Source organism: Paracidovorax cattleyae, from assembly GCF_900104515.1.
In the GTDB taxonomy this organism is placed as follows: Bacteria; Pseudomonadota; Gammaproteobacteria; order Burkholderiales; family Burkholderiaceae_C; genus Paracidovorax; species Paracidovorax cattleyae.
In genome coordinates this window covers 76,020-102,686 of the sequence record NZ_FNJL01000013.1, presented here as the reverse complement: position 1 = coordinate 102,686, position 26,667 = coordinate 76,020, and the positions used below count along the sequence as shown (strand labels likewise).

Annotated in this window: 21 protein-coding genes and 1 pseudogene; 14 read left to right on the top strand and 8 right to left on the bottom strand. The window is 68.7% G+C overall.

Translation table 11 applies throughout. The annotated features are described in order from the left end of the window. Window positions 1-43: 43 nt before the first annotated feature. The 8 genes and pseudogenes from BLR05_RS12585 (at window position 44) to BLR05_RS12550 (ending at window position 8,396) form a co-directional block, all read left to right on the top strand. The gene (locus BLR05_RS12585) at window positions 44-856 is read left to right on the top strand and encodes an NAD-dependent epimerase/dehydratase family protein (protein ID WP_092834864.1); all 813 of its coding nucleotides are present in this window, start codon (window positions 44-46) and stop codon (window positions 854-856) included. A 5-nt stretch (window positions 857-861) separates the two neighbouring features. Next, the gene (locus BLR05_RS12580; RefSeq protein WP_092834863.1) at window positions 862-1,800 is read left to right on the top strand and encodes an SMP-30/gluconolactonase/LRE family protein; all 939 of its coding nucleotides are present in this window, start codon (window positions 862-864) and stop codon (window positions 1,798-1,800) included. A 41-nt stretch (window positions 1,801-1,841) separates the two neighbouring features. Then, window positions 1,842-2,810, top strand: coding sequence for a TRAP transporter substrate-binding protein (locus tag BLR05_RS12575; protein ID WP_092834806.1), 969 nt, complete (start codon window positions 1,842-1,844; stop codon window positions 2,808-2,810). Between the two features lie 60 nt (window positions 2,811-2,870). Further along, the gene (locus tag BLR05_RS12570) at window positions 2,871-3,359 is read left to right on the top strand and encodes a TRAP transporter small permease (RefSeq protein WP_092834805.1); all 489 of its coding nucleotides are present in this window, start codon (window positions 2,871-2,873) and stop codon (window positions 3,357-3,359) included. A 3-nt stretch (window positions 3,360-3,362) separates the two neighbouring features. Next, a complete protein-coding gene (locus tag BLR05_RS12565) occupies window positions 3,363-4,658 on the top strand; it encodes a TRAP transporter large permease (RefSeq protein WP_092834804.1) in 1,296 nt (431 codons plus the stop codon). A gap of 14 nt (window positions 4,659-4,672) precedes the next feature. Continuing rightward, the gene (gene garD, locus BLR05_RS12560; RefSeq protein WP_092834803.1) at window positions 4,673-6,229 is read left to right on the top strand and encodes a galactarate dehydratase; all 1,557 of its coding nucleotides are present in this window, start codon (window positions 4,673-4,675) and stop codon (window positions 6,227-6,229) included. Window positions 6,230-6,285: 56 nt separating this feature from the next. Beyond that, window positions 6,286-7,357, top strand: a pseudogene (locus BLR05_RS12555) (SMP-30/gluconolactonase/LRE family protein). Between the two features lie 43 nt (window positions 7,358-7,400). Then, entirely contained in the window at window positions 7,401-8,396 is a 996-nt protein-coding gene (locus BLR05_RS12550) for a Bug family tripartite tricarboxylate transporter substrate binding protein (RefSeq protein WP_092834802.1), read from the top strand. Between the two features lie 50 nt (window positions 8,397-8,446). Here the strand turns inward: BLR05_RS12550 and BLR05_RS12545 are convergent, their stop codons facing one another. From BLR05_RS12545 to BLR05_RS12510, 8 genes are all read right to left on the bottom strand, one after another. Beyond that, window positions 8,447-10,615, bottom strand: a complete 2,169-nt coding sequence (locus tag BLR05_RS12545; RefSeq protein WP_225978873.1) for a TonB-dependent receptor family protein — start codon at window positions 10,613-10,615, stop codon at window positions 8,447-8,449. A 5-nt stretch (window positions 10,616-10,620) separates the two neighbouring features. Further along, complete coding sequence (locus BLR05_RS12540; RefSeq protein ID WP_092834800.1) at window positions 10,621-11,334, bottom strand: superoxide dismutase family protein; 714 nt, start codon at window positions 11,332-11,334, stop codon at window positions 10,621-10,623. A gap of 158 nt (window positions 11,335-11,492) precedes the next feature. Then, window positions 11,493-12,392, bottom strand: a complete 900-nt coding sequence (gene mmsB / locus BLR05_RS12535) for a 3-hydroxyisobutyrate dehydrogenase (protein WP_092834799.1) — start codon at window positions 12,390-12,392, stop codon at window positions 11,493-11,495. A 58-nt stretch (window positions 12,393-12,450) separates the two neighbouring features. Continuing rightward, entirely contained in the window at window positions 12,451-12,909 is a 459-nt protein-coding gene (locus tag BLR05_RS12530) for a TfoX/Sxy family protein (protein ID WP_092834798.1), read from the bottom strand. Further along, window positions 12,910-13,482: an MOSC domain-containing protein gene (locus tag BLR05_RS12525; RefSeq protein WP_092834797.1), complete on the bottom strand. Its 573-nt coding sequence runs from the start codon at window positions 13,480-13,482 to the stop codon at window positions 12,910-12,912. It abuts the gene before it with no gap. A gap of 35 nt (window positions 13,483-13,517) precedes the next feature. Next, window positions 13,518-14,684 carry an acyl-CoA dehydrogenase family protein gene (locus BLR05_RS12520; protein ID WP_092834796.1) on the bottom strand — a complete coding sequence of 389 codons (1,167 nt, stop codon included), beginning with the start codon at window positions 14,682-14,684 and terminating at the stop codon, window positions 13,518-13,520. 75 nt (window positions 14,685-14,759) lie between these two features. Continuing rightward, window positions 14,760-15,182, bottom strand: coding sequence for a lysozyme inhibitor LprI family protein (locus BLR05_RS12515; RefSeq protein WP_092834795.1), 423 nt, complete (start codon window positions 15,180-15,182; stop codon window positions 14,760-14,762). Window positions 15,183-15,329: 147 nt separating this feature from the next. Continuing rightward, window positions 15,330-16,853, bottom strand: a complete 1,524-nt coding sequence (locus BLR05_RS12510) for a CoA-acylating methylmalonate-semialdehyde dehydrogenase (RefSeq protein ID WP_092834794.1) — start codon at window positions 16,851-16,853, stop codon at window positions 15,330-15,332. A gap of 163 nt (window positions 16,854-17,016) precedes the next feature. Between BLR05_RS12510 and BLR05_RS12505 the strand changes: the two genes are divergently transcribed. The 6 genes from BLR05_RS12505 to carB all read left to right on the top strand — a co-directional run bounded on the left by BLR05_RS12505 (window position 17,017) and on the right by carB (window position 26,607). Next, on the top strand, window positions 17,017-17,904 hold the full coding sequence (locus BLR05_RS12505; protein WP_092834793.1) for a LysR family transcriptional regulator: 888 nt from the start codon (window positions 17,017-17,019) through the stop codon (window positions 17,902-17,904). A gap of 343 nt (window positions 17,905-18,247) precedes the next feature. Then, the gene (locus tag BLR05_RS12500) at window positions 18,248-19,561 is read left to right on the top strand and encodes an ATP-grasp domain-containing protein (protein WP_092834792.1); all 1,314 of its coding nucleotides are present in this window, start codon (window positions 18,248-18,250) and stop codon (window positions 19,559-19,561) included. 196 nt (window positions 19,562-19,757) lie between these two features. After that, window positions 19,758-21,221: a D-serine/D-alanine/glycine transporter gene (cycA, locus tag BLR05_RS12495; protein WP_092834791.1), complete on the top strand. Its 1,464-nt coding sequence runs from the start codon at window positions 19,758-19,760 to the stop codon at window positions 21,219-21,221. 202 nt (window positions 21,222-21,423) lie between these two features. After that, window positions 21,424-21,999 carry an EF-hand domain-containing protein gene (locus BLR05_RS12490; RefSeq protein ID WP_092834790.1) on the top strand — a complete coding sequence of 192 codons (576 nt, stop codon included), beginning with the start codon at window positions 21,424-21,426 and terminating at the stop codon, window positions 21,997-21,999. Between the two features lie 170 nt (window positions 22,000-22,169). Beyond that, entirely contained in the window at window positions 22,170-23,354 is a 1,185-nt protein-coding gene (carA, locus tag BLR05_RS12485) for a glutamine-hydrolyzing carbamoyl-phosphate synthase small subunit (RefSeq protein ID WP_092834789.1), read from the top strand. Next, window positions 23,347-26,607, top strand: coding sequence for a carbamoyl-phosphate synthase large subunit (gene carB / locus BLR05_RS12480; protein WP_092834788.1), 3,261 nt, complete (start codon window positions 23,347-23,349; stop codon window positions 26,605-26,607). The genes carA and carB overlap by 8 nt, the downstream gene beginning before the upstream one ends. The last annotated feature ends 60 nt before the right edge of the window (window positions 26,608-26,667 follow it).

Here is a 26,667-nt window from a genome sequence, read left to right as displayed (position 1 = left end):
CGTTGTACGACAACATATGACAAATACCTGCACAGAAAACGCCATGAGCCAGCCTTGCCGATTCCAACGACTGTTGCTGACCGGTGCTGCCGGCGGCCTGGGGCACGTCCTGCGGGAGCGCGTCCGGCCTTTCGCCGGGATCGTGCGGCTCTCCGATATCGCCGGGATGGAACCGGCGCGGGACGGCTGTGAAGAGGTGGTGGCCTGCGACCTGGCCGACAAGGCGGCCGTGGACGCGCTGGTGGCCGGCTGCGACGCCATCGTGCACCTGGGCGGCGTTTCGGTGGAACGGCCGTTCGAGCAGATCCTCGAGGCCAACATCAAGGGTGTCTTCCACATCTACGAAGGGGCCCGCCGCCACGGGGTGAAGCGGGTGGTGTTCGCCAGTTCCAACCACGTGATCGGCTTCTACCGGCAGGACGAGCGCATCGATGCCCTGTCACGCCGCCGGCCCGATGGCTACTACGGCCTCTCGAAATCGTTCGGGGAGGACATGGCGAGTTTCTATTACGACCGCTATGGCATCGAGACGGTGAGCCTGCGCATCGGGTCCTCGTTCCCCGAGCCCCGAGACCGGCGCATGATGAGCACCTGGCTGAGCTACGACGACCTGACGCAACTGGTGCAGAAGGCGCTGTTCACGCCGGACGTGGGCCACACGGTGGTGTACGGGGCTTCGGCCAACCGCGACCTGTGGTGGGACAACCACGCGGCTTCGCACCTCGGGTATGCGCCCAAGGACAGTTCCGAGCCGTTCCGCCCGAAGGTGGAGGCGCAGCCCGCCCCTGCGCAGGACGATCCCGTGGCCGTCTACCAGGGCGGCGCCTTCACGGCCCAGGGGCCGTTCGAGGGATGAGCGGCATGCATCCCACGCCTTCGAGCCGGGCCGAGCTGGTGCTGGATGCGCGCTGCGCCACGGGCGAGAGCCCGGTATGGCGGACGGTGGAGGAATCGCTGTACTGGACCGACATTCCCCGCGCCGTCCTGCACCGCTGGTCGGCGCGCACGGGAACGAGGACGCAATGGTCGGCCCCCGAGATGGTGGCCTGCATGGCCGCCTGGGCCGGCAGGCCGGGCCGCTGGATCGCCGGCCTGGAGACCGGGCTGTTCGCATTGGATGCGCCGAAGGACGGCGGCACGCTGGCGGCCGAGCGGCTGGCCGGCGTGGCGCATGCGTCGCCCGGAATGCGTTTCAACGATGGCCGTTGCGACCGTCAGGGTCGCTTCATCGCCGGCACCATGCTGCTGGACATGTCGGCGGCGTCCCCGGTGGGCGCCGTCTTCCGCTTCGGCGGCAGGGAGCTGGCTGCGGGCAGTGCCACGGACCTGGGGCTCGGCCTGCTGATCGTGCCCAACGGCATTGCCTTCAGCCCGGACGGGCGGACGATGTACCTGTCGGACTCGCATCCGCAGGTGCAGAAGATCTGGGCGTTCGATTACGACACCGCCACGGGGACCCCGCACGGTCGCCGTCTTTTCGTGGACATGTCGCCCCTGCCGGGGCGCCCGGACGGCGCGGCGATCGACGTGGACGGCGGCTACTGGATCTGCGGCAACGATGCCGGCCTGGTGCACCGCTTCACACCGGACGGCCGCCTGGATCGCTCGCTGGCGGTGCCGGTCAAAAAGCCGGCGATGTGTGCGTTCGGCGGGCCGCGGCTGGACACGCTTTTCGTCACCTCGATCCGTCCGGGCGCAGAGGCGGACCTGGCGGACCAGCCGCTGGCCGGCGGCGTGTTCGCACTGCATCCGGGCACGCAGGGCCTGCCGGAGCCCGAGTTCGACCCCGCGGCGGAGTGATCCCTTTTTCAGCTGACAAACGTCTCCAAGAGGTAGAAAGCATGAAGTTCATCCAGACCACCCTGGCCGCCGTGGCGGCCTGCCTGACGGCCTTTGCGGCACAGGCGACGGAGTTCCGCTCCGCCGACATCCATCCCGACGACTACCCCACCGTGACCGCGGTGAAGTTCATGGGCGAGCGCCTGAAGGCGCTGTCGGGCGGCAAGCATTCCATCAAGGTGTACAGCAGCGGCGCCCTGGGCAACGAGAAGGACGCCATCGAGCAGGCCAAGATCGGCGCGCTGCAGATGGTGCGCATCAACATCGGCGCGATGAACAACATCTGCCCCGAGACCGTGGTGCCGACCATGCCGTTCCTGTTCCGCTCGGTGGATCACCTGCACAAGGTGCTGGACGGCCCGGTGGGCGAGGAAATCCTGAAGGCCTGCGAACGCCAGGGCTTCGTCGGCCTGGCCTACTACGACAGCGGCGCGCGCTCCATGTTCACGGCCAAGAAGCCGGTGCGCAAGTTCGAGGACATGAAGGGCATGAAGGTGCGCGTGCAGCAGTCGGACCTGTGGGTGTCGATGCTGGAAGCCATGGGCGCCAACGCCACGCCGATGCCGATGGGCGAGGTGTACACGGGCCTCAAGACCGGCCTGATCGACGCCGCCGAGAACAACTACCCCACCTACGAAAGTTCGCGTTCCTTCGAGGTCGCCAAGTACTACACCAAGACCGAGCATTCGATGGCTCCGGAGATGCTGCTCTTTTCCAAGCGCGCCTGGGACCGCCTCTCCCCGCAGGAGCAGGGCTGGATCCGCCAGGCCGCGAAGGAGTCCGTGCCCTACATGCGCAAGCAGTGGGCCGAGCGGGAGGTGAAATCGCTCGCCACCGTGAAGGCCGGCGGCGCGGAGATCATCGAGATCGACAAGGCCCCGTTCCAGGCCGCGATGAAGCCCGTGTATGACAAGTTCATCACCGACGCGAAGCTGAAGGACCTGGTCAAGCGCGTGCAGGACACGCAGTGATCCCCCCATCCCCGGGCCGTCCCGACGGAAGCCCGGGGATTTTTTCCATCCCCCATCAACATGTACACCCAAATCTGCCGCACGCTCGCGCGTGCCTGCATGTGGCTGGGCATCCTCGGGCTCGTGGCGGTGATCTGCGCCGTGAGCTGGCAGGTGTTCGGCCGCTATGTCCTCAACAACACGCCCACCTGGGCGGAAAGCCTGGCCCTGCTGCTGGTGCTCTACGTGACCATGTTCGGCGTGGCCGTGGGCGTGCGCGACGCCGGGCACATCGGGCTCGAGTCCTTCCTGGTGCTGGCGCCCGACTGGCTGCGCCTGAAGATGGAGTACCTGATCCACGTGCTCATCCTGGTGTTCGGCGCCGCCATGGCCTGGAACTGCGCATCGCTCGCCCGGTCGGTGTGGGAATACCGCCTGCCCACGCTCTTCATCTCCGAAGGCTGGAAATACGTGCCGGCCAGCATCGCCGGCGTGCTCATCGTGCTGTTCTCGATCGAGCACATCATCGCGCTGGCCCAGGGCCGCGAAGTCGAACCCGCCTGGGGCTGATCCATGACCGTGCCACTCCTGATCCTGTGCGTGACGTTCACGCTGTTCCTGCTGCTGGGCGTGCCGGTGGCGTTCTCCATCGGCCTGTCGGCCCTGGCCACCCTGGCCTACGAAGGCCTGCCGCTCGAAGTGGGCTTCCAGCAGATGACCTCCGGCATGGGGATCTTCTCGTTCCTGGCGATCCCGTTCTTCATCTTCGCGGGCGAGCTGATGCTGTATGGCGGCATCGCGGACCGTATCGTCAACTTCGCGCGGGCCCTGGTGGGCCACGTGCGGGGTGGCCTGGGCATGTCCAACGTGGTGGCCTGCACGCTGTTCGGCGGGGTCTCGGGCTCGCCGGTGGCCGACGTGTCCGCCATGGGCGCGGTGATGATCCCCATGATGAAGAAGGAGGGCTACCACGCCGACTACGCCGTGAACGTGACGACGCACGCGGCGCTGGTGGGCGCGCTGATGCCCACGAGCCACAACCTCATCATCTATTCGCTCGCCGCGGGCGGCAAGGTGTCGATCGCGGCGCTGATCCTGGCGGCGCTGATTCCCGCCCTGGTGCTCACGATCAGCAATCTGGCGGCCGCCTACCTCGTGGCCGTGAAGCGCGGCTACCCGAAGGGCACCTTCCCCGGCTGGGACATCGTGGCGCGCTCGTTCGCGTCGGCCCTGCCGGGCCTCTTCATCGTCGTGCTGATCCTCGGGGGCATCCTCTCGGGCATCTTCACGGCGACCGAATCGGCGGCGGTGGCGGTGCTCTACGCGCTGGCGCTCACCATCTTCCTCTACCGCACTTTGACGCGGGAGCACTTCATCAAGGCCGCATCCAAGGCCGTTCGCACCACGGGCGTGATCCTGCTGCTGATCGGCATCTCCAGCACCTTCGGCTACCTCATCAGCCTCTACGGCGTGGCGGAACTGACGGGAGAGATGCTGTCGCAGGTAACCAGCACGCCCTGGGTGATCTTCCTGCTCATCAACGTCATCCTGTTCGTGCTGGGCACCTTCCTGGACATGGCGGCGACCATCCTGCTGTGCACGCCCATCTTCCTGCCGATCGCGCAGCACTACGGCATGAGTTCGGTGCAGTTCGGCATCGTGATGCTGATCAACTGCGCGCTGGGCCTGAACACGCCGCCCGTGGGCACGACCCAGTTCGTGGGCTGCGCGATCGGCGGGGTGTCGGTGGGCACGGTGATGCGCACGATCTGGCCGTTCTACGGCGCGCTGATCTTCGCGCTCGCGCTGGTCACCTTCGTGCCGTCGTTCTCGACCTGGCTGCCCAGCATGTTCATGGTCGTGCGCTGAGGGACGGACACGCCATGGCGACGCCCCTGACCATCCGCATGCACGAGGCCGACAACGTCGCCATCGTGGCCAACGACGGCGGCCTGCCGGCCGGCACCGTGCTCCCTTCCGGCACCACGCTGCGTGAGCACGTGCCCCAGGCCCACAAGGTGGCGCTGCAGGACATCCCCGAAGGCGGCGTGGTACGCCGCTACAACGTGCCCATCGGCTATGCCATACGGCCGATCGCGGCCGGCAACTGGGTGCACGAGAAGCTGCTGCACATGCCCGAGGCGCGCTCGCTCGAAGGCCTGCCCATCGCCACGGCCAAGCCGCCGGCGCTGCCGCCGCTGGAGGGCTACACCTTCGAAGGCTACCGCAACGCGGACGGCTCGGTGGGCACGCGCAACATCCTGGCCATCACCGAGACCGTGCAGTGCGTGGCCGGCGTGACCGAATTCGCGGTGCGGCGCATCAAGGCGGAACTGCTGCCGAGGTACCCGCACGTCGATGGCGTGGTGGCCCTGGCCCATACCTATGGCTGCGGCGTGGCCATCGATGCGCCCGACGCGGTAATCCCCATCCGCACGCTGCGCAACATCAGCCTCAACCCGAATTTCGGCGGCGAGGTGATGGTGGTCAGCCTGGGCTGCGAGAAGCTGCAGCCCGAGCGCCTGCTGCCGCCCGGCGCCATCCCGCTGGTGGACGAGCGCACGCTGCAGGAGGCCCCGCTGGACGTGGTCTGCCTGCAGGACGAGGCGCATGTGGGTTTCATGTCCATGGTCGATTCGGTGATGCGCCAAGCAGAAGTTCATCTGGAACGCCTGAACCGCCGCCGCCGCGAGACCGTGCCCGCCAGCGAGCTGGTGGTGGGCGTGCAGTGCGGCGGCAGCGACGCCTTCAGCGGCGTCACCGCCAACCCGGCCGTGGGGTTCTGCACCGACCTGCTGGTGCGCGCCGGGGCCACGGTGATGTTCAGCGAGGTGACCGAGGTGCGCGACGGCATCGACCAGCTCACCTCCCGCGCGGCATCGCCCGAGGTGGCCGAAGCCATGATCCGCGAGATGGCCTGGTACGACGCCTACCTGAGCCAGGGCCGCGTGGACCGCAGCGCCAACACCACGCCGGGCAACAAGAAGGGGGGGCTGTCCAACATCGTCGAGAAGGCGATGGGCTCCATCGTCAAGAGCGGCAGCGCGCCCATCAGCGGCGTGGTGTCGCCTGGCGAGAAGGCGCGGCAGAGGGGCCTGCTGTATGCAGCCACGCCGGCGAGCGACTTCATCTGCGGCACGCTGCAGCTGGCCGCGGGCATGAACCTGCACGTGTTCACCACCGGCCGGGGCACGCCCTATGGCCTGGCCGAAGTGCCGGTCATCAAGGTGGCCACGCGCAGCGACCTGGCGCGGCGCTGGCACGACCTGATGGACGTGAACGCCGGGCGCATCGCCGACGGCGAGGCCACCATCGAGGAGACCGGCTGGGAGATGTTCCGCCTGATGCTGGACGTGGCCAGCGGCCGCAGGAAGACCTGGGCCGAGCACTGGAAGCTCGCCAACGCCCTGGTGCTGTTCAATCCCGCACCCGTGACCTGACGGCCCGCCGGGCGGCTTTCATCCACCACCGGAACAGTACGAGGAGAGAGACGAATATGGCGGCACCGGACACCCATTTCCCTTCCGGCAACGGTCGCAGGGCCTTTCTCGGCAGCGCCCTGGCGGCTGGCGGCGCCGCCGCCTGGCCTGGCGCCGCGGGCGCGCAATCCTTCGATTTCAAGCCGAACCAGCGCTATCCCGATCCGGCCGTGCAGGTGCTGGATCCCTCGTTCGGCAAATACCGCATCTACAGCAGCAGCGTGGAGCAGGTCGCGACCGGGCTGCGCTGGGCCGAGGGCCCCGTCTGGTTCGGCGACGGACGCTACCTGCTGGTCTCGAACATTCCCAACAACCGCATCGTGCGCTGGGACGAGGCCACGGGACAGATGGGTGTGTTCCGCCAGCCCTCCAACTTCTCCAACGGCCTCGCCCGGGACCGCCAGGGCCGGCTGCTCGCCTGCGAACACCTCACGCGCCGCATCACGCGCACGGAGTACGACGGCAGCATCACGGTGCTGGCGGAAAGCTATGGCGGAAAGCGTTTCAATTCACCGAATGACATCGTCTGCAGGAGCGATGGCTCCATCTGGTTCACCGACCCGCCCTTCGGCATCGCGGGCCACTGGGAAGGCGACAGGGCGACGCCCGAGCTGCCGCATTCGGTCTATCGCATCGATCCGCAGAGCGGCAGGACCGAACTGGTGCTGGACGACCTCTCCGGACCGAACGGCCTGTGCTTTTCACCGGACGAGCAGCGGCTCTACATCGTCGAATCGCGCGCAGCCGCATCGCGTAGTGTGGGCATTCGATGTTGCCGCGGGTGGCCGGCGGCTTGCCAACCGGCGCGTGCACATCGACGCGGCGGGGCCCGGCGCACTGGACGGCATCAAGTGCGACGAGGATGGCAACCTCTGGTGCGGCTGGGGCAGCAACGGGTCGGCCGGGGCCAATGCCGCCGACCTGGACGGCGTGATGGTGTTCAACCCGCAGGGCCAGCCGATCGGACATATCCGGCTGCCCGAGCGCTGCGCCAATCTCGTGTTCGGCGGCGCCAAGCGCAACCGCCTCTTCATGGCCGCCAGCCATTCGATCTACGCGCTCTACGTCGAGACGCGCGGCGCGGCCTGAGCCGCCGCGGCCGGGACCTTTTCATAACAAGGAGACAACCACCATGCAGCGCAGAACCTTCGCCCTCCATGCCCTGGCCCTCGGTGCGGGCGCCGCCCTGGGCACCGTGCCGGCCTTCGCCCAGGCGCCCTGGCCCACGGGCAAGACCATCACCTACCTGGTGCCGTTCGCGGCGGGCGGCACGACCGACACGCTGGGCCGGCTGATCAGCCAGCAACTGGGCACGGCCCTGGGCACCACGGTGGTGGTGGACAACAAGGGTGGGGCGGGCGGCAGCGTGGGGTCCGAGATCGCGGCGCGGGCCGCCCCGGACGGCTACACGCTGCTGGGGGGCACGATCAGCTCGCATGCGATCAACGTGGGCCTCTACCCGAAGCTGGGCTACGACCCGGTCAAATCCTTCGCGCCCGTGACGCTGATCGGCACCAACCCGGTGGTGCTGGTGGTGGCCGCCGGCAGCCCCTGCAAGACGCTGCAGGACGTACTCGCGGCGGCGAAGGCCAAGCCCGGCGGGCTCTCGTCGGCCTCGGCCGGCACGGGTACCTCGCAGCACCTGGCCCTGGAACTGCTGGCCTACAGGTCGGGCGTGAAATTCACCCATGTGCCCTACAAAGGCAGCGGGCCGGCGATCCAGGACGTGATCGGCGGCCAGGTGGACATGATGTTCGACACCACCGTGGTCGCGGCCCCGCACATCCAGAGCGGCAAGCTGCGGGCGATCGCCGTCACCTCGGCGAAACGGCTGGCGTCCATGCCCGACGTGCCCACGGTGGCCGAATCGGGCGTGGCCAGCCTGAAGGACTTCGAGGTGGTGTCCTGGCAGGCGATCTTCGTGCCCGCGGGAACGCCCGCACCCATCGTCAACCGCCTGCACGACGAGATCCGCAAGATACTCGCCCAGCCCGACATGCAGGCCAAACTCAAGGGTTTCGGCATGGAGCCGGCAGACCTGACCACCACCCAGATCGCGGCCTTCCAGAAGGCCGAGGTCGAGAAATGGGCCCAGGTCATCAAGGCCGCGAACGTGAAGGTCGATTGAGACCAGGGCGCGGGGCAGGGGGCGCCAGCCGTGCGGGCGGCGCCACCTATTCAAAGCAGCTGCGCGCGCAGTCCCACCATGATGCGCCGGCCGGCCGCGGGCTCGAAGAAGCGTCCGTTGCCATCGTTGACGATCAGCGATCCTGCGTAGCGGCGGTCGAACAGGTTGTCCAGCCGCGCCCAGGCCTGCCAGCGCACGGAGCCTCCGGTTTTCCACCCATAGCCTGCCTGCAGACCGGCGACGGCATAGCCGGGGGCCGCCTCGGTGTTGGCGTCGTTGGCCTGCACCCGGGAGGAAAAGTCCACCGCGCCGCCCAGCGTCCATCGTGCGTCGGGCGCGTAATCCAGCGACAGGCGGACCGTGTGGCGCGCCGTGCCCGGCAGGCGGTTGCCGGAGGGCACCGCCACGCCGCCCGCGCCGGTGTAGGGACTGGCGAAGAAGGCGTCCAGGTAGGTGTAGGCGGCCCGCGGGACGAAGGCGCCCATGCGCGCGCTCCAGCCCAGTTCCATGCCGCGGCGGCGCACGCGGTCGGCATTCTGGTACACCGTGCGGCCATTGACCGTCGCCGCGGGAACGATCTCCCCGCGCGTGCGAGCGTCGAACCAGGCGGCCTCCAGGCGGTGCACCCCGTCCTGCCACTTGGCGCCCACCTCGAACTGGCGGTTGCGTGCGGCTTCCAGGCCGTAGTTCGGTCCGCTGTTGGTGCGGCTGTAGGCCATCTCGGCCAGCGTGGGTGTCTCGATGCCTCCGCCGGCATTGGCGTACAGGTTCAGGTGTTCGGATGCGGCCCAGACCAGGCCCACCGCCGGGCTGGTGCGGTGCCAGGTGCGTTCGCCGCTGTCGTCGGGGTTGGCGGCGCTGGCGGGAAAGCGGTCGTCCACGGCCAGCCGGACCCGCGTCGCGCGCAGTCCCGCGATCGCGCGCACGGTGGGGGCGATCCATGCATCCACCTGGGCGAAGAGTTCGGTATTGCCCGCGCGGTCCTGCTCGTCGCGCCGCAGCGCGCCGGGCACGCCCGCATCGTTGACGAAGCCCTGGCGATGCTCGGAGAGCCGGTCGGCGTCCAGCCCCACCGTCCAGGACCAGGGCAGGCCGGCGGCAGTGCGGTCGCTGTGCGTCCAGGCGGCCCCGAGGCCGTAGTAGTCGCGGTCCAGGTCCACCACGCCACCGGCGCTGTTGGCGGCCGAGCCGGAAAAGGACAGGGTCTGGAACAGGCTGCGGGTGCCGCCGTAGAGCCTTGCGCGCACGCTGTCCGTTGCGCTCAGCGCGTGCTCCACCACCAGGCCGAGCTGGTTCTGCCGCACGGTCTTGCGGGTGTCGAAGCTGTACGCCCCCGCCGGGGCCTGGCGGGGATCGGCCCGCCACTGCTCGCGCGTCAGGCCCAGCGGGTCCTGCGACAGCGGCTGGTCGAACAGGTTCATCAGCACCATGACGCGGGTGTCGCCGGAGGGCCGTGCCACGACCTTGGCGTTCAGGTGCGTGCGGCGGGCGGCGCCGTGGTCCCGCCATCCGTCGGTCTCGAAGCGGGAGATGTCCACCAGCCCGCCCAGGGTGCGGTCGCCCGCATCGAACGATGCCTCGGCCATCCGCTGCCCGTAGGATCCGGCGGCCACCGAGGCCGAAGCCCCGCCGCCTTCCCGCGGATCGCGCGTGGTGACCTGCAGCACGCCGCCCGCCGAGTTGCCGTACTGCTGGGCGAGCGGGCCGCGCAGCACTTCCACCTGCGATGCGGACGGCAGCTGGGCCGTGGCCGCCTGGCCCTGGCCGTCCGGCATCGTGGCCGGGATGCCGTCCACGAGGATGCGCACGCCGCGCACGCCGAAGGTGGAGCGCGATCCGAAGCCGCGCACCGCGATCTGGAGATCCTGCGCGTAGTTCTGGCGGTCGGACACCGCCACGCCGGGCTGGCCGGCCAGCAGCTCGGACAGGTTCACGAGCGGCGTGGCGGCCGTGAAAGGATCCACCGCGATGGCGGTATGGCTGGCGGCGGCATCGAAGCGGCGCTGGGCGGCCGCCTGGCCGGACACCTCGACGGCCGGCAGCGCCGGGTCGGGCCCGGCGGCCTGTGCCAGGGCTTGCTGCGGAACGCCAGCCCATAGCGCATAGCCGGCCAGCACCGCCCAGACCGGCGCCGAAGCGCGGGCGGCGGTGGGGCAGGCTGGGGCGGAGGGCTGAAGGGCAGGGGCAGGGTGGTTCGGGGGCAGGGGCTTGCTGCGCATGCGCATCAGTTGCGCGGCGCCGTGGCCTGGCCGACCACGCTGCTGGGCTGCGCCGGCTCGATCACGCCGCACAGGACGCGGCCGCCGGAGTTGCCGGCCGGATTGCTCTTGTAGTCGTCTTCCTTCTCGTGCACCACGAGGGCGCGGCCCATGATGGAGGCCTTGCCCGGGGTGAGCGTGACGTTGCTGTTCAGGTAGCGCACCGTGCCGCGGCCGTCCGCGCCGACGCTGATGTTGGGCAATTCGCCGGCATGCGCCTTGTCGATGGGCGTTCCGGGGTGGCCGTGCTGGTGGGACATGCCGGGATCGAAATGCCCGCCCGCCGCGCCGAAGGGAATGGTCTTGCCGGTGGCGGCATCCGGCCCGGGCGCGCACTGGCCATTGGCGTGGATGTGGAAGCCGTGCAGGCCGCTGGACAGCCCCTGCACCTGCGCGACGATCTCCACGCCGCTGGGCGTCTCGGTCAGCACGGCCGTGCCGGCGGGCTGGCCGTCCGTGGTCAACAGGCGGGCGGACGCCGTGGCGCGCTCCGGGCCGGGCACCGGCACTTTCGTGGCGTTGCCGGCGGCTTCCACGGCGTGGGGGGAGGGCGTGCCCTGCGCTGCGCCCTGGGTGCCGCAGCCCGCGAGGGCGAGCGCGGCGCCCGCAGCCGCCAGCGCTGCGGCCGGGCGCAAGGGACGGGAGGAGGGGGCGGTCTGGCGGAACAGGTGCAGGATCATGGTCGGCGGTCGGTATGTGAAGGACGAAGGCCCTGCGATGCAGGGCAGCGATACCCGGCAGCATGCGGCGCGATGCCTGCATGCCGCGTAGGACAACCGCCCGGGGACCTTTCTGGAGCCCCGGCGACGGCTGCAGGCCGCCCCCGGGAAAAGGGGGCTCAGGTGCCGGGTTTGCGGACCAGCCGCAGGATACTGGAAAAATCCAGCCTGCCATGGCCTGCCAGGCTATGCGCCGCATAAAGGCTGCGCGCGAGCCCGCCCAGGGGCGTGGCCGCCTTCACGGCGGTGGCGTTCTCCTGCGCGAGCCCCAGGTCCTTGAGCATCAGGTCGGTGCCGAAGCCTCCCGCGTATTCCTTGCTCGCCGGGGCCTGTGGCATGACGCCGGGCCAGGGGTTGTACTTTTCCAGGGCCCAGTTGCCGCCCGAGCTGCGGCGCATGATCTCGCTGAGCACTGCCGGGTCCAGGCCGTTGGCCACGCCCAGGGCCAGGGCCTCGCCGGTGCCGGCCATCAGGATGCCCAGCAGCATGTTGTTGCAGATCTTGGCGGTCTGGCCCGCTCCCACGCCGCCCGCGTGGAAGATGTTGGCACCCATCTTCTCCAGTACCGGACGCGCACGTTCCAGGTCCGCCGCATCGCCGCCCACCATGAAGGTCAGGGTGCCGGCGACGGCGCCGCCCGTGCCGCCCGAGACGGGCGCGTCGATGAAGGCGATGCCGTGCCCCCGTGCAGCGTCCGCCACCTTGCGCGAGGTGGCTGCCGCGATGGTCGAGCAGTCGATCACCAGCGTGCCGGCGGCCAGCCGGGGCAGCAGGCCGGGCTGCCCGTCGCTGCCCAGGAAGAGCGCCTCCACGTGCGGGCTGGCCGGCAGCATGCTGATGACCACCTCCGCACCTGCCACACAGGCGCCGGCGTCGGTGGCGATGCGCACCCCGTCGGCCGCCAGCCTGTCGCAGGCGGGCCGGGACAGATCGAACGCGCTCACGTCATGGCCGGCCTTGTGCAGGTTCAGGGCCATGGGGCCGCCCATGTTGCCCAGGCCGATGAATGCGATCTTCATGTGTTGTCTCCTTCGGTTGGTGAATCAGTGCGCAGGGCCGCGGATGAGGTGGGGCCGTTCAGTCATCGGCTTCGAAGATGCTGTGGCGCCGCGGCGTTGCCGGGGCCTTTGCGGCCGGGGCGGTGGGGGCCTGCGGAGCTTTTCGGGCGGCCGTCCGGCGCTTCGGGCTCGCCTTGGCGCGCGGGTTGTAGGCCAGGGCTTCGTCCAGCCAGAACGCCCACTGCGCGGCACGCGCATAGCCGTGCGGCTCGATCCAGAAGTAGCCCTGCATGCCGCCTCCGGGGGAGAGTTCGCGCGTGTTCTGCATTTCCTGGAATTCGCCATGGCGCTCCGGCGGCAGGCGCACCAGCAGTTCCTCCCCCTTCACGCCGACGCACAGCTTGCCGTCCACCAGGAACGCACGGCCGCCGAACATCGACCGCTCCTCCAGGGCGGCTGCGCCGCACCGCTGCGCCAGTGCATCGCGCACGGCGTCGATGAGGTGCAGCATCCCGTCGGAAAGGGGGCGGGCGGGCATCTAGACGCACTCCATGGACCGGTGGGGCGGCAGCGGTACCTGCACCTGCACCGTGTCGCCGCCGGCGATGGTGCCGCCCGCCAGCACGATGCCCATCACCCCGGTCTTGCGGACCAGGTTTCCGGACGCGTCCTTGTCCAGCATGGCGGCCATGAGGCCGCGCTGGAAGCGGTCCATCTGGCTGCAGGGGTTGCGCAGGCCGGTCAGCTCGACCACGGCGCCCTGCGAGAAGTGCAGCCGCGTGCCGGCGGGCAGGGCGATCAGGTCGGGCCATTGCAGGCCGGGGGCGGACTGCAGCGTGATGTTCTCACCCAGTTCGCCGGCCGCCACGACGAAGTCCCGCTCCAGCAGATGGTCCAGCAGCGACGCGCTGATCAGGTGCACCTGCCGCAGGTTGGACAGGTGAGGGTACTTCCTGGCGCGCGAGCGGTGCTGCACCGTGCGCCCATGGTGGGCATCCCCCGCCACGCCCAGGCCGGCCTCCAGCACGATGGACGGCACGGGCTCCTTGGAGAACCGGTGCTCGGCATCGCGGTGGACGGCCAGGACGGTGGTGCGCAGCGGTGTGGACATGGCGTGGGCGGAAGAGGGCTGCGATGGCCGGGGCGTCAGCGGATGGCCTCCGGTGCGTCGCCGTCCAGCATGCGCCGGGCAATGATGACGCGCATGATTTCGTTCGTGCCTTCCAGGATCTGGTGCACGCGCGCATCGCGCAGCAGGCGCTCCAGCGGATACTCGCGGATGTAGCCGTAGCCGCCGTGCAACTGCAATGCCTCGTTCACCACGTCGAAGCCCGCATCGGTGGCGAAGCGCTTGGCCATGGCGCAGTAGGTGGAGGCGTCGCGCGCACCGGCATCGAGTTTGCTGGCGGCCAGCCGCACCATCTGCCGCGCGGCGACCAACTGGGTCGCCATGTCGGCCAGCTTGAACTGCAGTGCCTGGAAGCTGGCGATGGCCTTGCCGAACTGCCTGCGGTCCTGCATGTACTGTTGCGCGGCGGCCAGCGCGCCCTGTGCCGCGCCCACCGAACAGGTGGCGATGTTGATGCGGCCGCCGTCCAGGCCCTTCATGGCGATCTTGAAGCCCTCGCCCTCGGCGCCCAGCAGGTGGTCGGCCGGGATGCGCACGTTGTCGAAGCTGACGGTGCGCGTGGGCTGGCTGTTCCAGCCCATCTTTGCTTCCTTCTTGCCGTAGTGGATGCCTGCCGCATCCGCCGGCACGGCGAAGGCGCTGATGCCGCCCGCGCCGGAATCGGGTGTGCCCGTGCGGGCCATGAGCACCAGCACGTCGGTGCTGCCGGCGCCGCTGATGAAGGCCTTGGCGCCGTTGATCACATACTCATCACCCACGCGTTCGGCCCGCGTCTTGAGAGACGCCGCATCCGAGCCCGCGCCGGGTTCCGTCAGGCAGTAGCTGGCGAGTTTCTCGCCGCTCGTGAGCAGCGGGCCCCAGCGGTCCCTCACCGCATCGGTGGCCCAGGTGCCCAGCATCCACGTCGCCATGTTGTGGATGGTGATGAAGGCGGTGGTCGAGGGATCGACGGCCGCCATCTCTTCGAACACCAGCGTGGCGTCCAGCCGGGGCAGGGCGAGGCCGCCCGCGTTCTCGGGTGCGTAGAGCCCGCAGAAGCCCAGGGCGCCCGCGCTGCGAATGGCTTCGCGCGGGAAAATGTTTTCCGCATCCCACTGCGCGGCGTGGGGCGCCAGCTCGGCCCGGGCGAATTCCCGGGCGGTATCGGCAAAGGCGCATTGCTCTTCGGTCAGCTCGAAATCCATGGTACGTGTCTCGTTCCTGCTCGTCGTTCTTGTCTTGTCTTCGTTCTGGCGGGCACCGTGGATGGGCCGCGCCCGTCAGGGTTTCGTGGCAGGGTGCTCCAGCGTCAGCCAGCGCATCAGGCCCCGCCGCCGCGCTTCGGTTTCGGCCGTCAGGCACTCGTGGTAGAGGCGCGGCCCCTCGGGCTGCGCCTCGGTCGCCCGCGTCGCCTGCTTGCACCGCGTGATGCGCTCGCGCTGCCACGCGGTCTGTTCCTGCCGCAGCTGCGGCCGCTCGTGCGCCGACAGCGCCCGCATCACGTCGCCGTACAGGATCGCGATGGCCGTGTCCGCCTGCTGCCAGGCCTGCACCGCACAGGCATTCGTTTCGGCTACCGTGCCGCCGGGCTTGCAGGCCGCACCCGCCTGGGCATGGGCGCCGGCACTGCACATCAAAACGGCGAGGGCTCCAGCGGCTCTGGATACCTCGGTCGGTCGTCGCCAAATCTTGAGAATGTCCATCCTTCGCTTGTACCACTGCGCCAGATACCGGCGCGGCCCAGGCCAGCGGCAGCCGCGCAAGGGCCGCCCCGCCGCGCTGGCTGCGTCCCCCTTCCGCATCGCGCAGCGACGCAGAGAAAGGGGGAAGACGCGCAGCGGCTCAGGGGGTTATTTCAGGCTAATCGTCGTGTTCACACCATGGCCGATCGTGCTGTCGTCGAACCACCGCGCCGTCACCGTCTTGGTCTGCGTATAGAACAGCACCACCTGCTTGCCATAAGGCCCCAGGTCGCCCAGCTTGGAAGCGCGCGAGCCCGAGAAGGAGAACAGTGGCACCGGCACGGGGATCGGCACGTTGATGCCCACCTGGCCCACGTCGATCTCTTCCTGGAACTTGCGGGCCGCGGCGCCCGACTGCGTGAAGATGGCGGTGCCGTTGCCGTTCGGGTTGGCGTTGATGAATTCGATCGCCTCGTCGATGTCCTCCGCCGCCGCCAGGCACAGCACGGGGCCGAAGACTTCCTGGTCGTAGATGGACATGCCGGGCTTCACGCCGCTGAAGATGGTCGGGCCGACGAAGTTGCCCTTCTCGAAGCCCGCCACCTGGGGCTTGCGGCCGTCCAGCTCCAGCGTCGCGCCATCGGCGATGCCGCGCTCGATCAGGCCCTCCACGCGGTCCCGGGCGGCGCAGGAGACCAGCGGCCCCACGTCCGTGCCCTTTTCGGTGCCGGCATTCACCTTGAGTGTCCTGGCCTTGGCGACCAGGTCGGGAATCCACTGCTGCGCCTCGCCCACCAGCACCACCACCGACAGCGCCATGCAGCGCTGGCCCGCGGCGCCGAAGGCCGCGCCGGCCAGGGCGTTGAGTGTCTGCTCCTTGTTGGCGTCGGGCAGCACAATGGCGTGGTTCTTCGCGCCCATCATGCATTGCACGCGCTTGCCATTCAGGCTGGCGCGGTGGTACACGTGGGTGCCCACCCTGGTGGAGCCCACGAAGCTGATGGCCTGGATGTCGGGATGGTCGCAGATGGCGTTCACGGCGTCCTCGCCACCGTGCACCACGTTCAGCACCCCGGGCGGGATGCCGGCCTCCAGCGCCAGTTCGCACAGGCGCATGGTCACCATCGGGTCCTGCTCGCTGGGCTTGAGCACGAAGGTGTTGCCGGTGGCAATGGCCATGGGGAACATCCAGAGCGGAATCATGGCCGGGAAGTTGAACGGCGTGATGCCAGCACACACGCCCAGCGGCTGCATCAGCGTGTAGGTATCCACGCCCCCGGCCACGTTGTTGGCCAGTTCGCCCAGTTGCAGATTGCCGATGGTGCTGGCGTGCTCCACCACCTCCAGGCCACGGAACACGTCGCCCTCGGCATCGGGCAGGGTCTTGCCCTGTTCGGCCGTCAGCAGCGCGGCCAGTTCGGCCATGTTCTCGCGGATGAGCTGCTGGTATTTCAGGAAGATGCGCGCCCGGGCGCCGATGGCGGCCTTCTTCCAGGTCTTGAAGGCTTCCTTGCCGGAGGCCACGGCGGCGTCGATCTCTTCCGGCGTGGCGAAGGGCACGCGCGCGAGCACTTCCTGCGTGGCGGGGTTCACGACGTTGCGCCATCGGGTGGTCTTCGATTCGACGAACTGGCCACCGATGAGCAGCTTGACCGTGGGCGCCAGGACGGCCGTGGATTGGGGAGCATTCATGCGCTTGTCTCCTGTCTGGGTTGGAATCGGGGTGCCGGCTCCGGACCGGTACGCCGGCACATGCTATCCGTGCGAAATTGCAAGATCAATAGAGGAAAATCGCACGAGTGCTTTGCGAAATTGCACAACACAATCTCCGCATCGAACACCACACCACCGCCTTATGGATTGGGAGAACCTGCGCTATTTCCTGGAACTGGCCCGCACGGGCACGCTGGCCGCCGCGGCACGCCGCACCGGCGTGGAGCACACCACCGTCGCGCGCCGCATCCAGGCCCTGGAGAAACAGATGGGCGAGTCCCTGTTCGCCCGAGAGGCCGGCGGGCACCGGCTCACCGAGGCGGGCCGGCACCTGCTGCCGGCCGTCGAGGCGATGGAAACGGCCGTGCTCGGCGTCGAGCGGGTGCGGCCCACCGGCATCGGTCCGGTCGGCCTCGTGCGCGTGGGCGCCACCGAGGGCTTCGGCACGCAGGTGCTCGCGCCGCACCTGGCGCGGCTGACGCTGCAGTATCCGCACCTCAGCGTGGACCTGCTGGCCTTGCCCCGCATGCTGCACCTGTCCCGCCGGGAGGCGGACATCGTCATTTCGCTGGAGCGGCCGACGCGGGGCGCGGTGATCGTCTCCAGGCTGGCGGACTACACCCTGCGCCTGTATGGCCAGCGGGACTACCTTGCCGGGCGCGCGCCCATCGCCCGGCGGGAGGACTTGCGCCACCACGCGTTCGTCAGCTATGTCGATGACCTGCTGTTCACCAAGGAACTGCAGTTCCTCGACCAGCTCGTGCCGCCGGAGCGCTTCGCGTTCCGCAGCACCAGCGTCGCGGCGCAGTACGAGGCCGTGCGCGCCGGGGCGGGGCTGGGCGTGCTGCCGGCCTTCCTGGCCGACGGCGACCCGCTGCTGGAGCGCGTGCTGCCCGACGAGGCGCGTTTCACCCGCACGTTCTGGATGAGCATGCCGGCGGAGGCGAAGTACCAGGCCCGTACCCAGGCCGTGTGGGATTTCCTGAAGGAGGTGGGCCTCCAGGAGTCCGGAAGGCTCATGCCGGCCTGATACCCGGTGTTTCAATTCAAAGAAACATTAATGGCGTGCATGACCTGTCAGATCAAGGTCCGGGCGCGGAGGCGTGCAATCATCACCGCATTGCAGTCCATAAGATTTCGAGGGTGGGAGGGGCAGGGGTGCAGCACTCCGATCGACGGCTGAAGGCTGGCGGCGCGGCGCTTTCCTGACGGATCCTGCTGCGTGCATTGCGCCGGCGTGCGGCCGTTCCGCGGCGGCGCCCGGATCCGCGCGCTTGCGCAGGCCGCCGTGAGGCATGCATGCGCGGCAAGTCCCCATCTCCCCGGCCGCGGAGCCGCTGCCCGCAGGCCCTGGCTGTCGAGATCGCGGTCCCATGAACATTCTCATCTTCCACTCCATTCCCTACCCGCACGTGGAGTACCACCGCGGAATCGACCACTCCCGGCACGACGTGACCTACTTCGGCCCCGCGGAGTCGCTGGACACGGTGCCCGAGGGGCTGTGCTGCCGCAAGGTCGTGCGCCCCTGCGCCGCCGGGGCCTGCGAGGAAGCCCGGGCCTGGATGGCGGCCCATCCTTCGGCCGTGTTCGACCGGGTCATCGCCCTGTCCGAGGGCGAGCGCCTTGAGGCGGCCCGCCTGCGCGAGTGGCTGGGCCTGCCGGGCGACCGGTCCGAGAAGGTCGCGGCCCTGCGCAACAAGCTCTGGATGAAGCAGGCGGTCGCTGCCGCAGGATTGCGGGTGCCGCGCTTCGCCTCCCTTCCGGCCTTCCTTGCCCGCCGGGACGGCCTGTCCTGGCAGGGACGGACCGTCCTCAAGCCCCACAGCGGCGCGGCCAGCGAGGATGTGGCCGTGTTCGCGTCGGCTGCGGCGGCGCGCGCCGCCGTGCTGGGATTCTGTTCCGGCATTCCCCGGCTGGACGCCCTGCAGGCCGTGGACGCCTGCGGCGACTTCGAGGTGGAGGAGTACGTGGAAGGCCCCGTCGTCCACTTCGATGGCGTGGTCTCCGGCGGGACAGTCTTCGCACTCGCCGCCAGCCGCTACCTGAACACCTGCCTGGACTATGCCCGTGGCTCGCCGCTGGGCTCCATCCACATCCCGCTGGACGATCGCATGCGCCACTGGGTCGCGCGCGTCCTGGAGGGACTCGGCATGCGCGACGGCTGCTTCCACCTGGAGGCGATCGAGCATGGCGGCGACCTGGTTTTCCTGGAGATCGACCATCCTGTCGATGTCCCCCACGGCATCGCCACGTTCGAGCGGGCCACGGGCATCCATCTGCCTTCGGTGGAACTGCACCGGCTGCTCGGCGAAGCCGGAGAGAACGAAGCGCCACCCCTGGGCCGTGAGGCGGGCTCCGCCGATGCGGGGCGGTGCTGGCACGGCTGGTTCGCGGTCCCCGGACACCATCTGGGCTGCCGCACCCATCCCGGCCTGGAAGGCATCGCCGCGTTCCGGCGCAGCGAGGCAGTGGTCGGCTGGAGCGAACTGCCGGCAGGTGCCCCGCTGCCCGGAAGGGTCACCTACCGGACCGATGCGCTGCCCCTGGCGGGCATCGTCGCCACCGCGGCGCCGCCGCAAACCCAGGCGTGGATGGAGTCGCTGTTCGCGGCGGTGCAATGGCGGCCCACCGCGCCGCATGCCGTGCCGGAACCTACCGCCGCGGCCGCGCTGCCGGCCACCGCATGAGCTGTCCGACGTCGTTGATCCCGCCGCCGGGAGGTTGGCATGACTTGGGTCTAGGATCCGCGATTTCCGTCCAACGGAATCGCCTGCCGCACGGTGCGGCAGGTGATCTCCTTCCGGCCCTTGTCCGGCTTCGTCCGGCCTTGCGCTGCGCCATGCGCGGGCCGGCTTCCCTGTTTCTTTTTTTGGAGTTCCCTGAATGACACCTCAGGCCACGCCCTCAGGGCACGACCCCGCGGGGCACGACCATCTGCAGCGCAACCTCACCAACCGGCACATCCAGCTCATCGCCATCGGGGGCGCGATCGGCACGGGGCTTTTCATGGGGTCCGGCAAGACGATCAGCCTCGCGGGCCCGTCCATCGTGTTCGTGTACATGGTGATCGGCTTCGTGCTGTTCTTCGTGATGCGCGCCATGGGGGAGCTGCTGCTTTCCGACCTGCGCTACAAATCCTTCATCGATTTCTCCGCCGACCTGCTCGGCCCCTGGGCCGGGTTCTTCACCGGCTGGACCTACTGGTTCTGCTGGATCGTCACCGGCATTGCCGATGTGATCGCGATATCGGCATACACCCAGTTCTGGTTTCCGCATGTGCCGCAATGGGCACCGGCCCTGGCCTGCGTCGGGCTGCTGCTGTCGCTGAACCTGCTCACCGTCAAGCTCTTCGGCGAGATCGAGTTCTGGTTCGCTATGGTCAAGATCGTCGCCATCGTGGCGCTGGTGGCCACCGGCCTGTACATGGTGGGCACGGGCTTCGTCGCCCCTTCGGGGCACGAGGCCAGCCTGCGCAACCTGTGGAACGACGGCGGCATGTTCCCGCATGGCCTGATGGGATTCTTCGCGGGCTTCCAGATCGCGGTGTTCGCCTTCTCGGGCATCGAGCTGGTCGGCACCACCGCGGCGGAGGCCCAGGATCCGGAGCGCAGCCTGCCGCGGGCCATCAACTCCATTCCCGTGCGCATCATCGTCTTCTACGTGCTGGCGCTCGTTGCCATCATGGCGGTCACGCCATGGCGCGAAGTCGTGCCGGGCAAGAGCCCGTTCGTGGAACTGTTCGTGCTCGCCGGGCTGCCGGCCGCGGCAGGCATCATCAACTTCGTCGTGTTGACCTCGGCCGCCTCGTCCGCCAACAGCGGCGTGTTCTCCACCAGCCGCATGCTCTACGGCCTGGCGCTGAAGGAGGACGCGCCCCGGGCCTTCCGCCACCTGTCGAAGCAGAGCGTACCCTCGCGCGGCCTGCTGTTCTCGTGCACCTGCCTGCTCGCGGGAGCCCTGCTGATGTGGGTGATCCCGGACCTCGTGGAGGCATTCACCCTGGTGACCACCGTGTCGGCCATCCTGTTCATGTTCACCTGGTCGCTGATCCTGCTGTCCTACATCGCTTACCGGCGCAACCGCCCGGAACGGCATGCCGCGTCCATCTACAAGATGCCGGGCGGATCGGCCATGAGCATGGCCTGCCTGGCGTTCTTCGTGTTCATCCTGGGTCTGCTGGCGCTGGAATCGGATACGCGCAAGGCGCTCATCGCGACCCCGCTGTGGTTCGTGCTGCTGGGCGCGGCCTACAGCCTGCTGCGCCCCGGGTCCCGCCGGGCGGCCGCGCTGGCTGCCGAAGCGGCGATGGCTCCGGGCTCGGTGCCCGGACCGGCTTCCGGTCGCTGACCCCGTGAGGCGCCTCCGGAAGGGCGCCTCGTGCATGCGCTGCGCGGCCGCTCGCCGCACTGCCCGAAAAGCCGGGCGCTTGCTGCCTTCTTCCGGGGACCGGCGCGCCGCAGGCTGCGTAACCTTCCGGTGGAGCGCATGCGGTTTCGCTCCGGGCAGGGTGCCAGGAGCGGCGGGCGCCATTCCAGAGGAGTCTGCGGCCATGTCCCCCATCATTTCCGGTCTCGCGTCCGTCGCGTCCATGCTGTACAACGCGGCCTCCTCGTCCAGGGCGTCCTCCGGCCCGGCAGGGAAGGGTGCCGAGACCTCTTCGCTGCCCGACCCTTCGGCGGTCGTGACGCTGAGCCAGGATGCGGGTGGCCTCGCCCGCCTGGCCGGCCAGGGCGTGATGGCATCCACGGCACAGGCGCAGGCCGGTCTGCTGGCCACGGGCGGATCGGCAGGCGGTGCGCTGCAGGCGCTGTCGTCCAACCGCGCCGTGCCGAAAGAAGACTTCCAGGCGCTGCTCACGCGCTTCGGCGCCACGGACGCGCAGAAGGAGCAGCTCACGACAGGCTTCGACACCGACAAGGACGGTACCATCACGCGCGACGAATTCCTGCAGGGCCTCGCGCAGACGGCAGGCCCGCAGGGTTCGGGGGAGTTCGCGCAGTCCCTCCTGACGCTGCTCGACCGCGGCGCCGCCGGCAATGCCGACGGCTCGGTGGGCGCCAACGAGTTCAGCGCGCTGACCACGGCGTTCGCGGACATGTCCCGGCGCCCGCGCAACATCCTCTGAAGGCTGTGGGGAATGGCCCGCGGCCGCCCGTGGCACCCGGGTAAGGCTACAATTGGAGGCTTTCCCGCAAAAACGTCGCCCGGCCGCAACCAAAGCAATCCTTCCATAAAGAGCAGTCCTCAGGTCCATCCCGAGGGCTCCGGGCGACCCGTAACCATCCGGAGAACCCAGTGCTTTTGTCTCTCAAGGGAACCTTCCCTCCCGCCATCCTGGCGCTCGCAGACGGCACGGTCTTTATTGGTCGCTCGATCGGTGCCACCGGCACCACGGTCGGTGAAGTGGTGTTCAACACCGCCATCACCGGCTACCAGGAAATCCTCACCGACCCCAGCTATTGCCAGCAGATCGTCACGCTGACGTATCCGCACATCGGCAACTACGGTGTCAACACGGAGGACGTCGAGGCCGACAAGATCCATGCCGCAGGTCTCATCATCAAGGACCTGCCCCTGCTGGCCAGCAATTTCCGCAGCACCGAAACGCTGTCGCAATACCTTGTGCGCGGGAGCACGGTGGCCATCGCCGACATCGACACCCGCAAGCTCACCCGCCTGCTGCGCGACAAGGGCGCGCAGAACGGCTCGATCCTGGGCCTCGCGGCCGGCGAGGCGGTGACGCAGGCGCGCATCGACGAAGCCCTGGCGGCCGCCAAGGCGGCGCCCAGCATGAAGGGGCTGGACCTCGCCCAGGTGGTGAGCACCCCGGCTTCCTACGTCTGGGAGCAGACCGAGTGGAAGCTCGGCGAAGGCTACGGCCGGCAAGAGTCGCCCCGCTTCCACGTGGTGGCGTACGACTACGGCGTGAAGAAGAACATTCTGCGCATGCTGGCCGAGCGTGGCTGCAAGCTCACCGTGGTCCCGGCGAAGACCCCGGCCGCCGAAGTGCTCGCGATGCGCCCGGACGGCGTGTTCCTGTCCAACGGGCCCGGTGATCCGGCGCCCTGCGACTACGCCATCGAGGCCACGCGCCAGGTCGTCGATGCCGGCGTGCCCACCTTCGGCATCTGCCTTGGCCACCAGATCATGGCCCTGGCCAGCGGTGCGAAGACCTTCAAGATGGACAACAGCCACCACGGTGCCAACCATCCCGTGAAGGACCTGGACGACGGCCGTGTGAGCATCACCAGCCAGAACCACGGTTTCGCCGTGGAGGCCGACTCGCTGCCTGCGAACCTGCGCGCCACCCACGTCAGCCTGTTCGACGGCACACTGCAGGGCCTGGAGCGCACCGACCAGCCGGCGTTCTGCTTCCAGGGCCACCCGGAAGCCTCGCCCGGCCCGCACGACATCGCCTATCTGTTCGACCGCTTCACCGCGCTGATGGAAAAGCACAAGACGGAGAACAAGAATGCCTAAGCGCAGCGACCTCAAATCGATCCTCATCATCGGCGCCGGCCCGATCATCATCGGTCAGGCCTGCGAGTTCGACTACTCCGGCGTGCAGGCCTGCAAGGCGCTGCGCGAGGAGGGCTACAAGGTCATCCTGATCAACAGCAACCCTGCCACGATCATGACCGACCCGGCCACGGCCGACGTCACCTACATCGAGCCCATCACCTGGCAGACGGTCGAGAAGATCATCGCCAAGGAGCGCCCGGACGCCATCCTGCCCACCATGGGCGGCCAGACCGCGCTGAACTGCGCGCTCGACCTGTGGCGCAACGGCGTGCTGCACAAGTACAAGGTGGAGCTGATCGGTGCCACGCCCGAGGCCATCGACAAGGCCGAGGACCGCCTGAAGTTCAAGGATGCGATGACCCGCATCGGCCTGGGCTCCGCCCGCTCCGGCATCGCCCACTCGATGGACGAGGCCTGGGCCGTGCAGCGCAGCGTGGGCTTCCCCACGGTGATCCGCCCCAGCTTCACGCTGGGCGGCACCGGCGGCGGCATTGCCTACAACCCGGAAGAGTTCGAGACCATCTGCAAGCGCGGCCTGGAAGCCTCGCCCACCAACGAGCTGCTGATCGAGGAATCGCTGCTCGGCTGGAAGGAGTATGAGATGGAGGTGGTCCGCGACAAGAAGGACAACTGCATCATCGTCTGCTCCATCGAGAACCTGGACCCGATGGGCGTGCACACGGGCGACTCGATCACCGTGGCACCCGCCCAGACCCTGTCCGACAAGGAGTACCAGGTCCTGCGCAACGCCTCGCTGGCCGTGCTGCGCGAGATCGGCGTGGACACGGGCGGCTCCAACGTGCAGTTCTCCATCAACCCGAAGGACGGCCGCATGGTCGTCATCGAGATGAACCCGCGCGTGTCGCGCTCCTCGGCGCTGGCCTCCAAGGCCACGGGGTTCCCCATCGCCAAGGTGGCTGCCAAGCTGGCCGTGGGCTACACGCTCGACGAGCTGCGCAACGACATCACGGGCGGCGCGACGCCGGCCTCGTTCGAGCCCTCGATCGACTACGTGGTGACCAAGATCCCGCGCTTCGCGTTCGAGAAGTTCCCCGCGGCCGACAGCCGCCTGACCACGCAGATGAAGTCCGTGGGCGAGGTGATGGCCATGGGCCGCACCTTCCAGGAGTCGTTCCAGAAGGCCCTGCGCGGCCTGGAGGTCGGCGTGGACGGCATGAACGAGAAGACCCAGGACCGCGAACTGCTCGAAAAGGAGCTGGGCGAACCCGGCCCCGAGCGCATCTGGTACGTGGGCGATGCCTTCGCCATGGGCCTGTCGGTGGACGAGGTGCACGACCTCACCAAGATCGACAAGTGGTTCCTGGTGCAGATCGAGGAGATCGTGAAGATCGAGCTCGACCTCGACCGGCTCTACGACGAGAAGGGCGAGGGCGCGCTGGCCGCGATCGATGCCGACACGCTGCGCGTGCTCAAGAAGAAGGGCTTCTCCGACCGCCGCCTGGCCAAGCTGCTCAAGACCAACGAGAAGGCCGTGCGCGAGGCGCGCCGCGCGCTGAACGTGCGCCCCGTGTACAAGCGCGTGGACACCTGCGCCGCCGAATTCCCCACCAACACTGCCTACATGTACTCCACCTACGAGGAAGAGTGCGAGGCCGAGCCGTCTTCGAAGAAGAAGATCATGGTGCTGGGTGGCGGGCCGAACCGCATCGGGCAGGGCATCGAGTTCGACTACTGCTGCGTGCATGCAGCGCTCGCCATGCGCGAGGACGGCTACGAGACCATCATGGTCAACTGCAACCCCGAGACGGTCTCCACTGACTACGACACCTCCGACCGCCTGTACTTCGAGCCGCTCACGCTCGAAGACGTGCTCGAGATCGTGGACAAGGAAAAGCCCACCGGCGTGATCGTGCAGTACGGCGGCCAGACGCCGCTGAAGCTCGCGCTGGGCCTGGAGGCCGAAGGCGTGCCGATCATCGGCACCAGCCCGGACATGATCGATGCCGCGGAAGACCGCGAGCGCTTCCAGAAGCTGCTGCATGAGCTGGGCCTGCGCCAGCCGCCCAACGCCACGGCCCGCACCGAGGCCGAGGCCCTGGAGAAGGCCGCCGCCCTGGGCTACCCGCTGGTGGTGCGCCCCAGCTACGTGCTGGGCGGCCGCGCGATGGAAATCGTGCACGAGCAGCGCGACCTCGAGCGCTACATGCGCGAGGCCGTCAAGGTGAGCAACGATTCCCCGGTGCTGCTGGACCGCTTCCTGAACGATGCCATCGAGTGCGACGTGGACTGCCTGCGCGACCCCGAAGGCAAGGTGTTCATCGGCGGCGTGATGGAGCACATCGAGCAGGCCGGCGTGCACTCGGGCGATTCCGCCTGCTCGCTGCCGCCGTACTACCTCTCCAAGGCGACGGTGGACGAGCTCAAGCGCCAGACCGCCGCCATGGCCGAGGGCCTGAGCGTGGTGGGCCTGATGAACGTGCAGTTCGCCATCCAGGAGCGCGAAGAAAATGGCGCGCGGCAGGACGTGATCTACGTGCTGGAAGTGAACCCCCGCGCCTCGCGCACGGTGCCGTTCGTCTCCAAGGCCACGGGCATCCAGCTGGCGAAGGTGGCTGCGCGCTGCATGGCCGGCCAGTCGCTCGCGTCCCAGGGCATCACCGAGGAAGTGACGCCGCCGTACTTCAGCGTGAAGGAAGCGGTGTTCCCGTTCGTGAAGTTCCCGGGCGTGGACACCATCCTCGGCCCCGAGATGAAGTCCACCGGCGAGGTAATGGGCGTAGGCAAGACCTTCGGCGAAGCCTTCGTCAAGAGCCAGCTCGGCGCCGGCACCAAGCTGCCCACTTCGGGCAAGGTGTTCCTGACGGTGAAGAACAGCGACAAGCCGCGCGCCGTGGCGATCGCGCGCGAACTCGCGTCCATGGGCTTCGACCTCGTGGCCACCAAGGGCACCGCCGCGGCGATTTCCGATGCGGGCGTTCCGGTGAAGGTGGTCAACAAGGTCACGGAAGGCCGCCCCCACATCGTGGACATGATCAAGAACGACGAGATCGTGATGGTCATCAACACGGTGGAGGAGCGCCGCAATGCGATCGCCGATTCCCGAGCGATCCGCACCAGTTCGCTGCTGGCGCGCGTGACCACGTTCACGACCATCTTCGGTGCGGAAGCGGCCGTGGAAGGCATGAAGCACCTGCAGAACCTGGACGTGTATTCGGTGCAGGAACTGCATGCGCAGCTGACCGCCGCGTGATGGCGCCCGCACGCCTGTCCTACCCGGGCCTGCACCGTGCAGCCCCAGGTGCGGACGGGC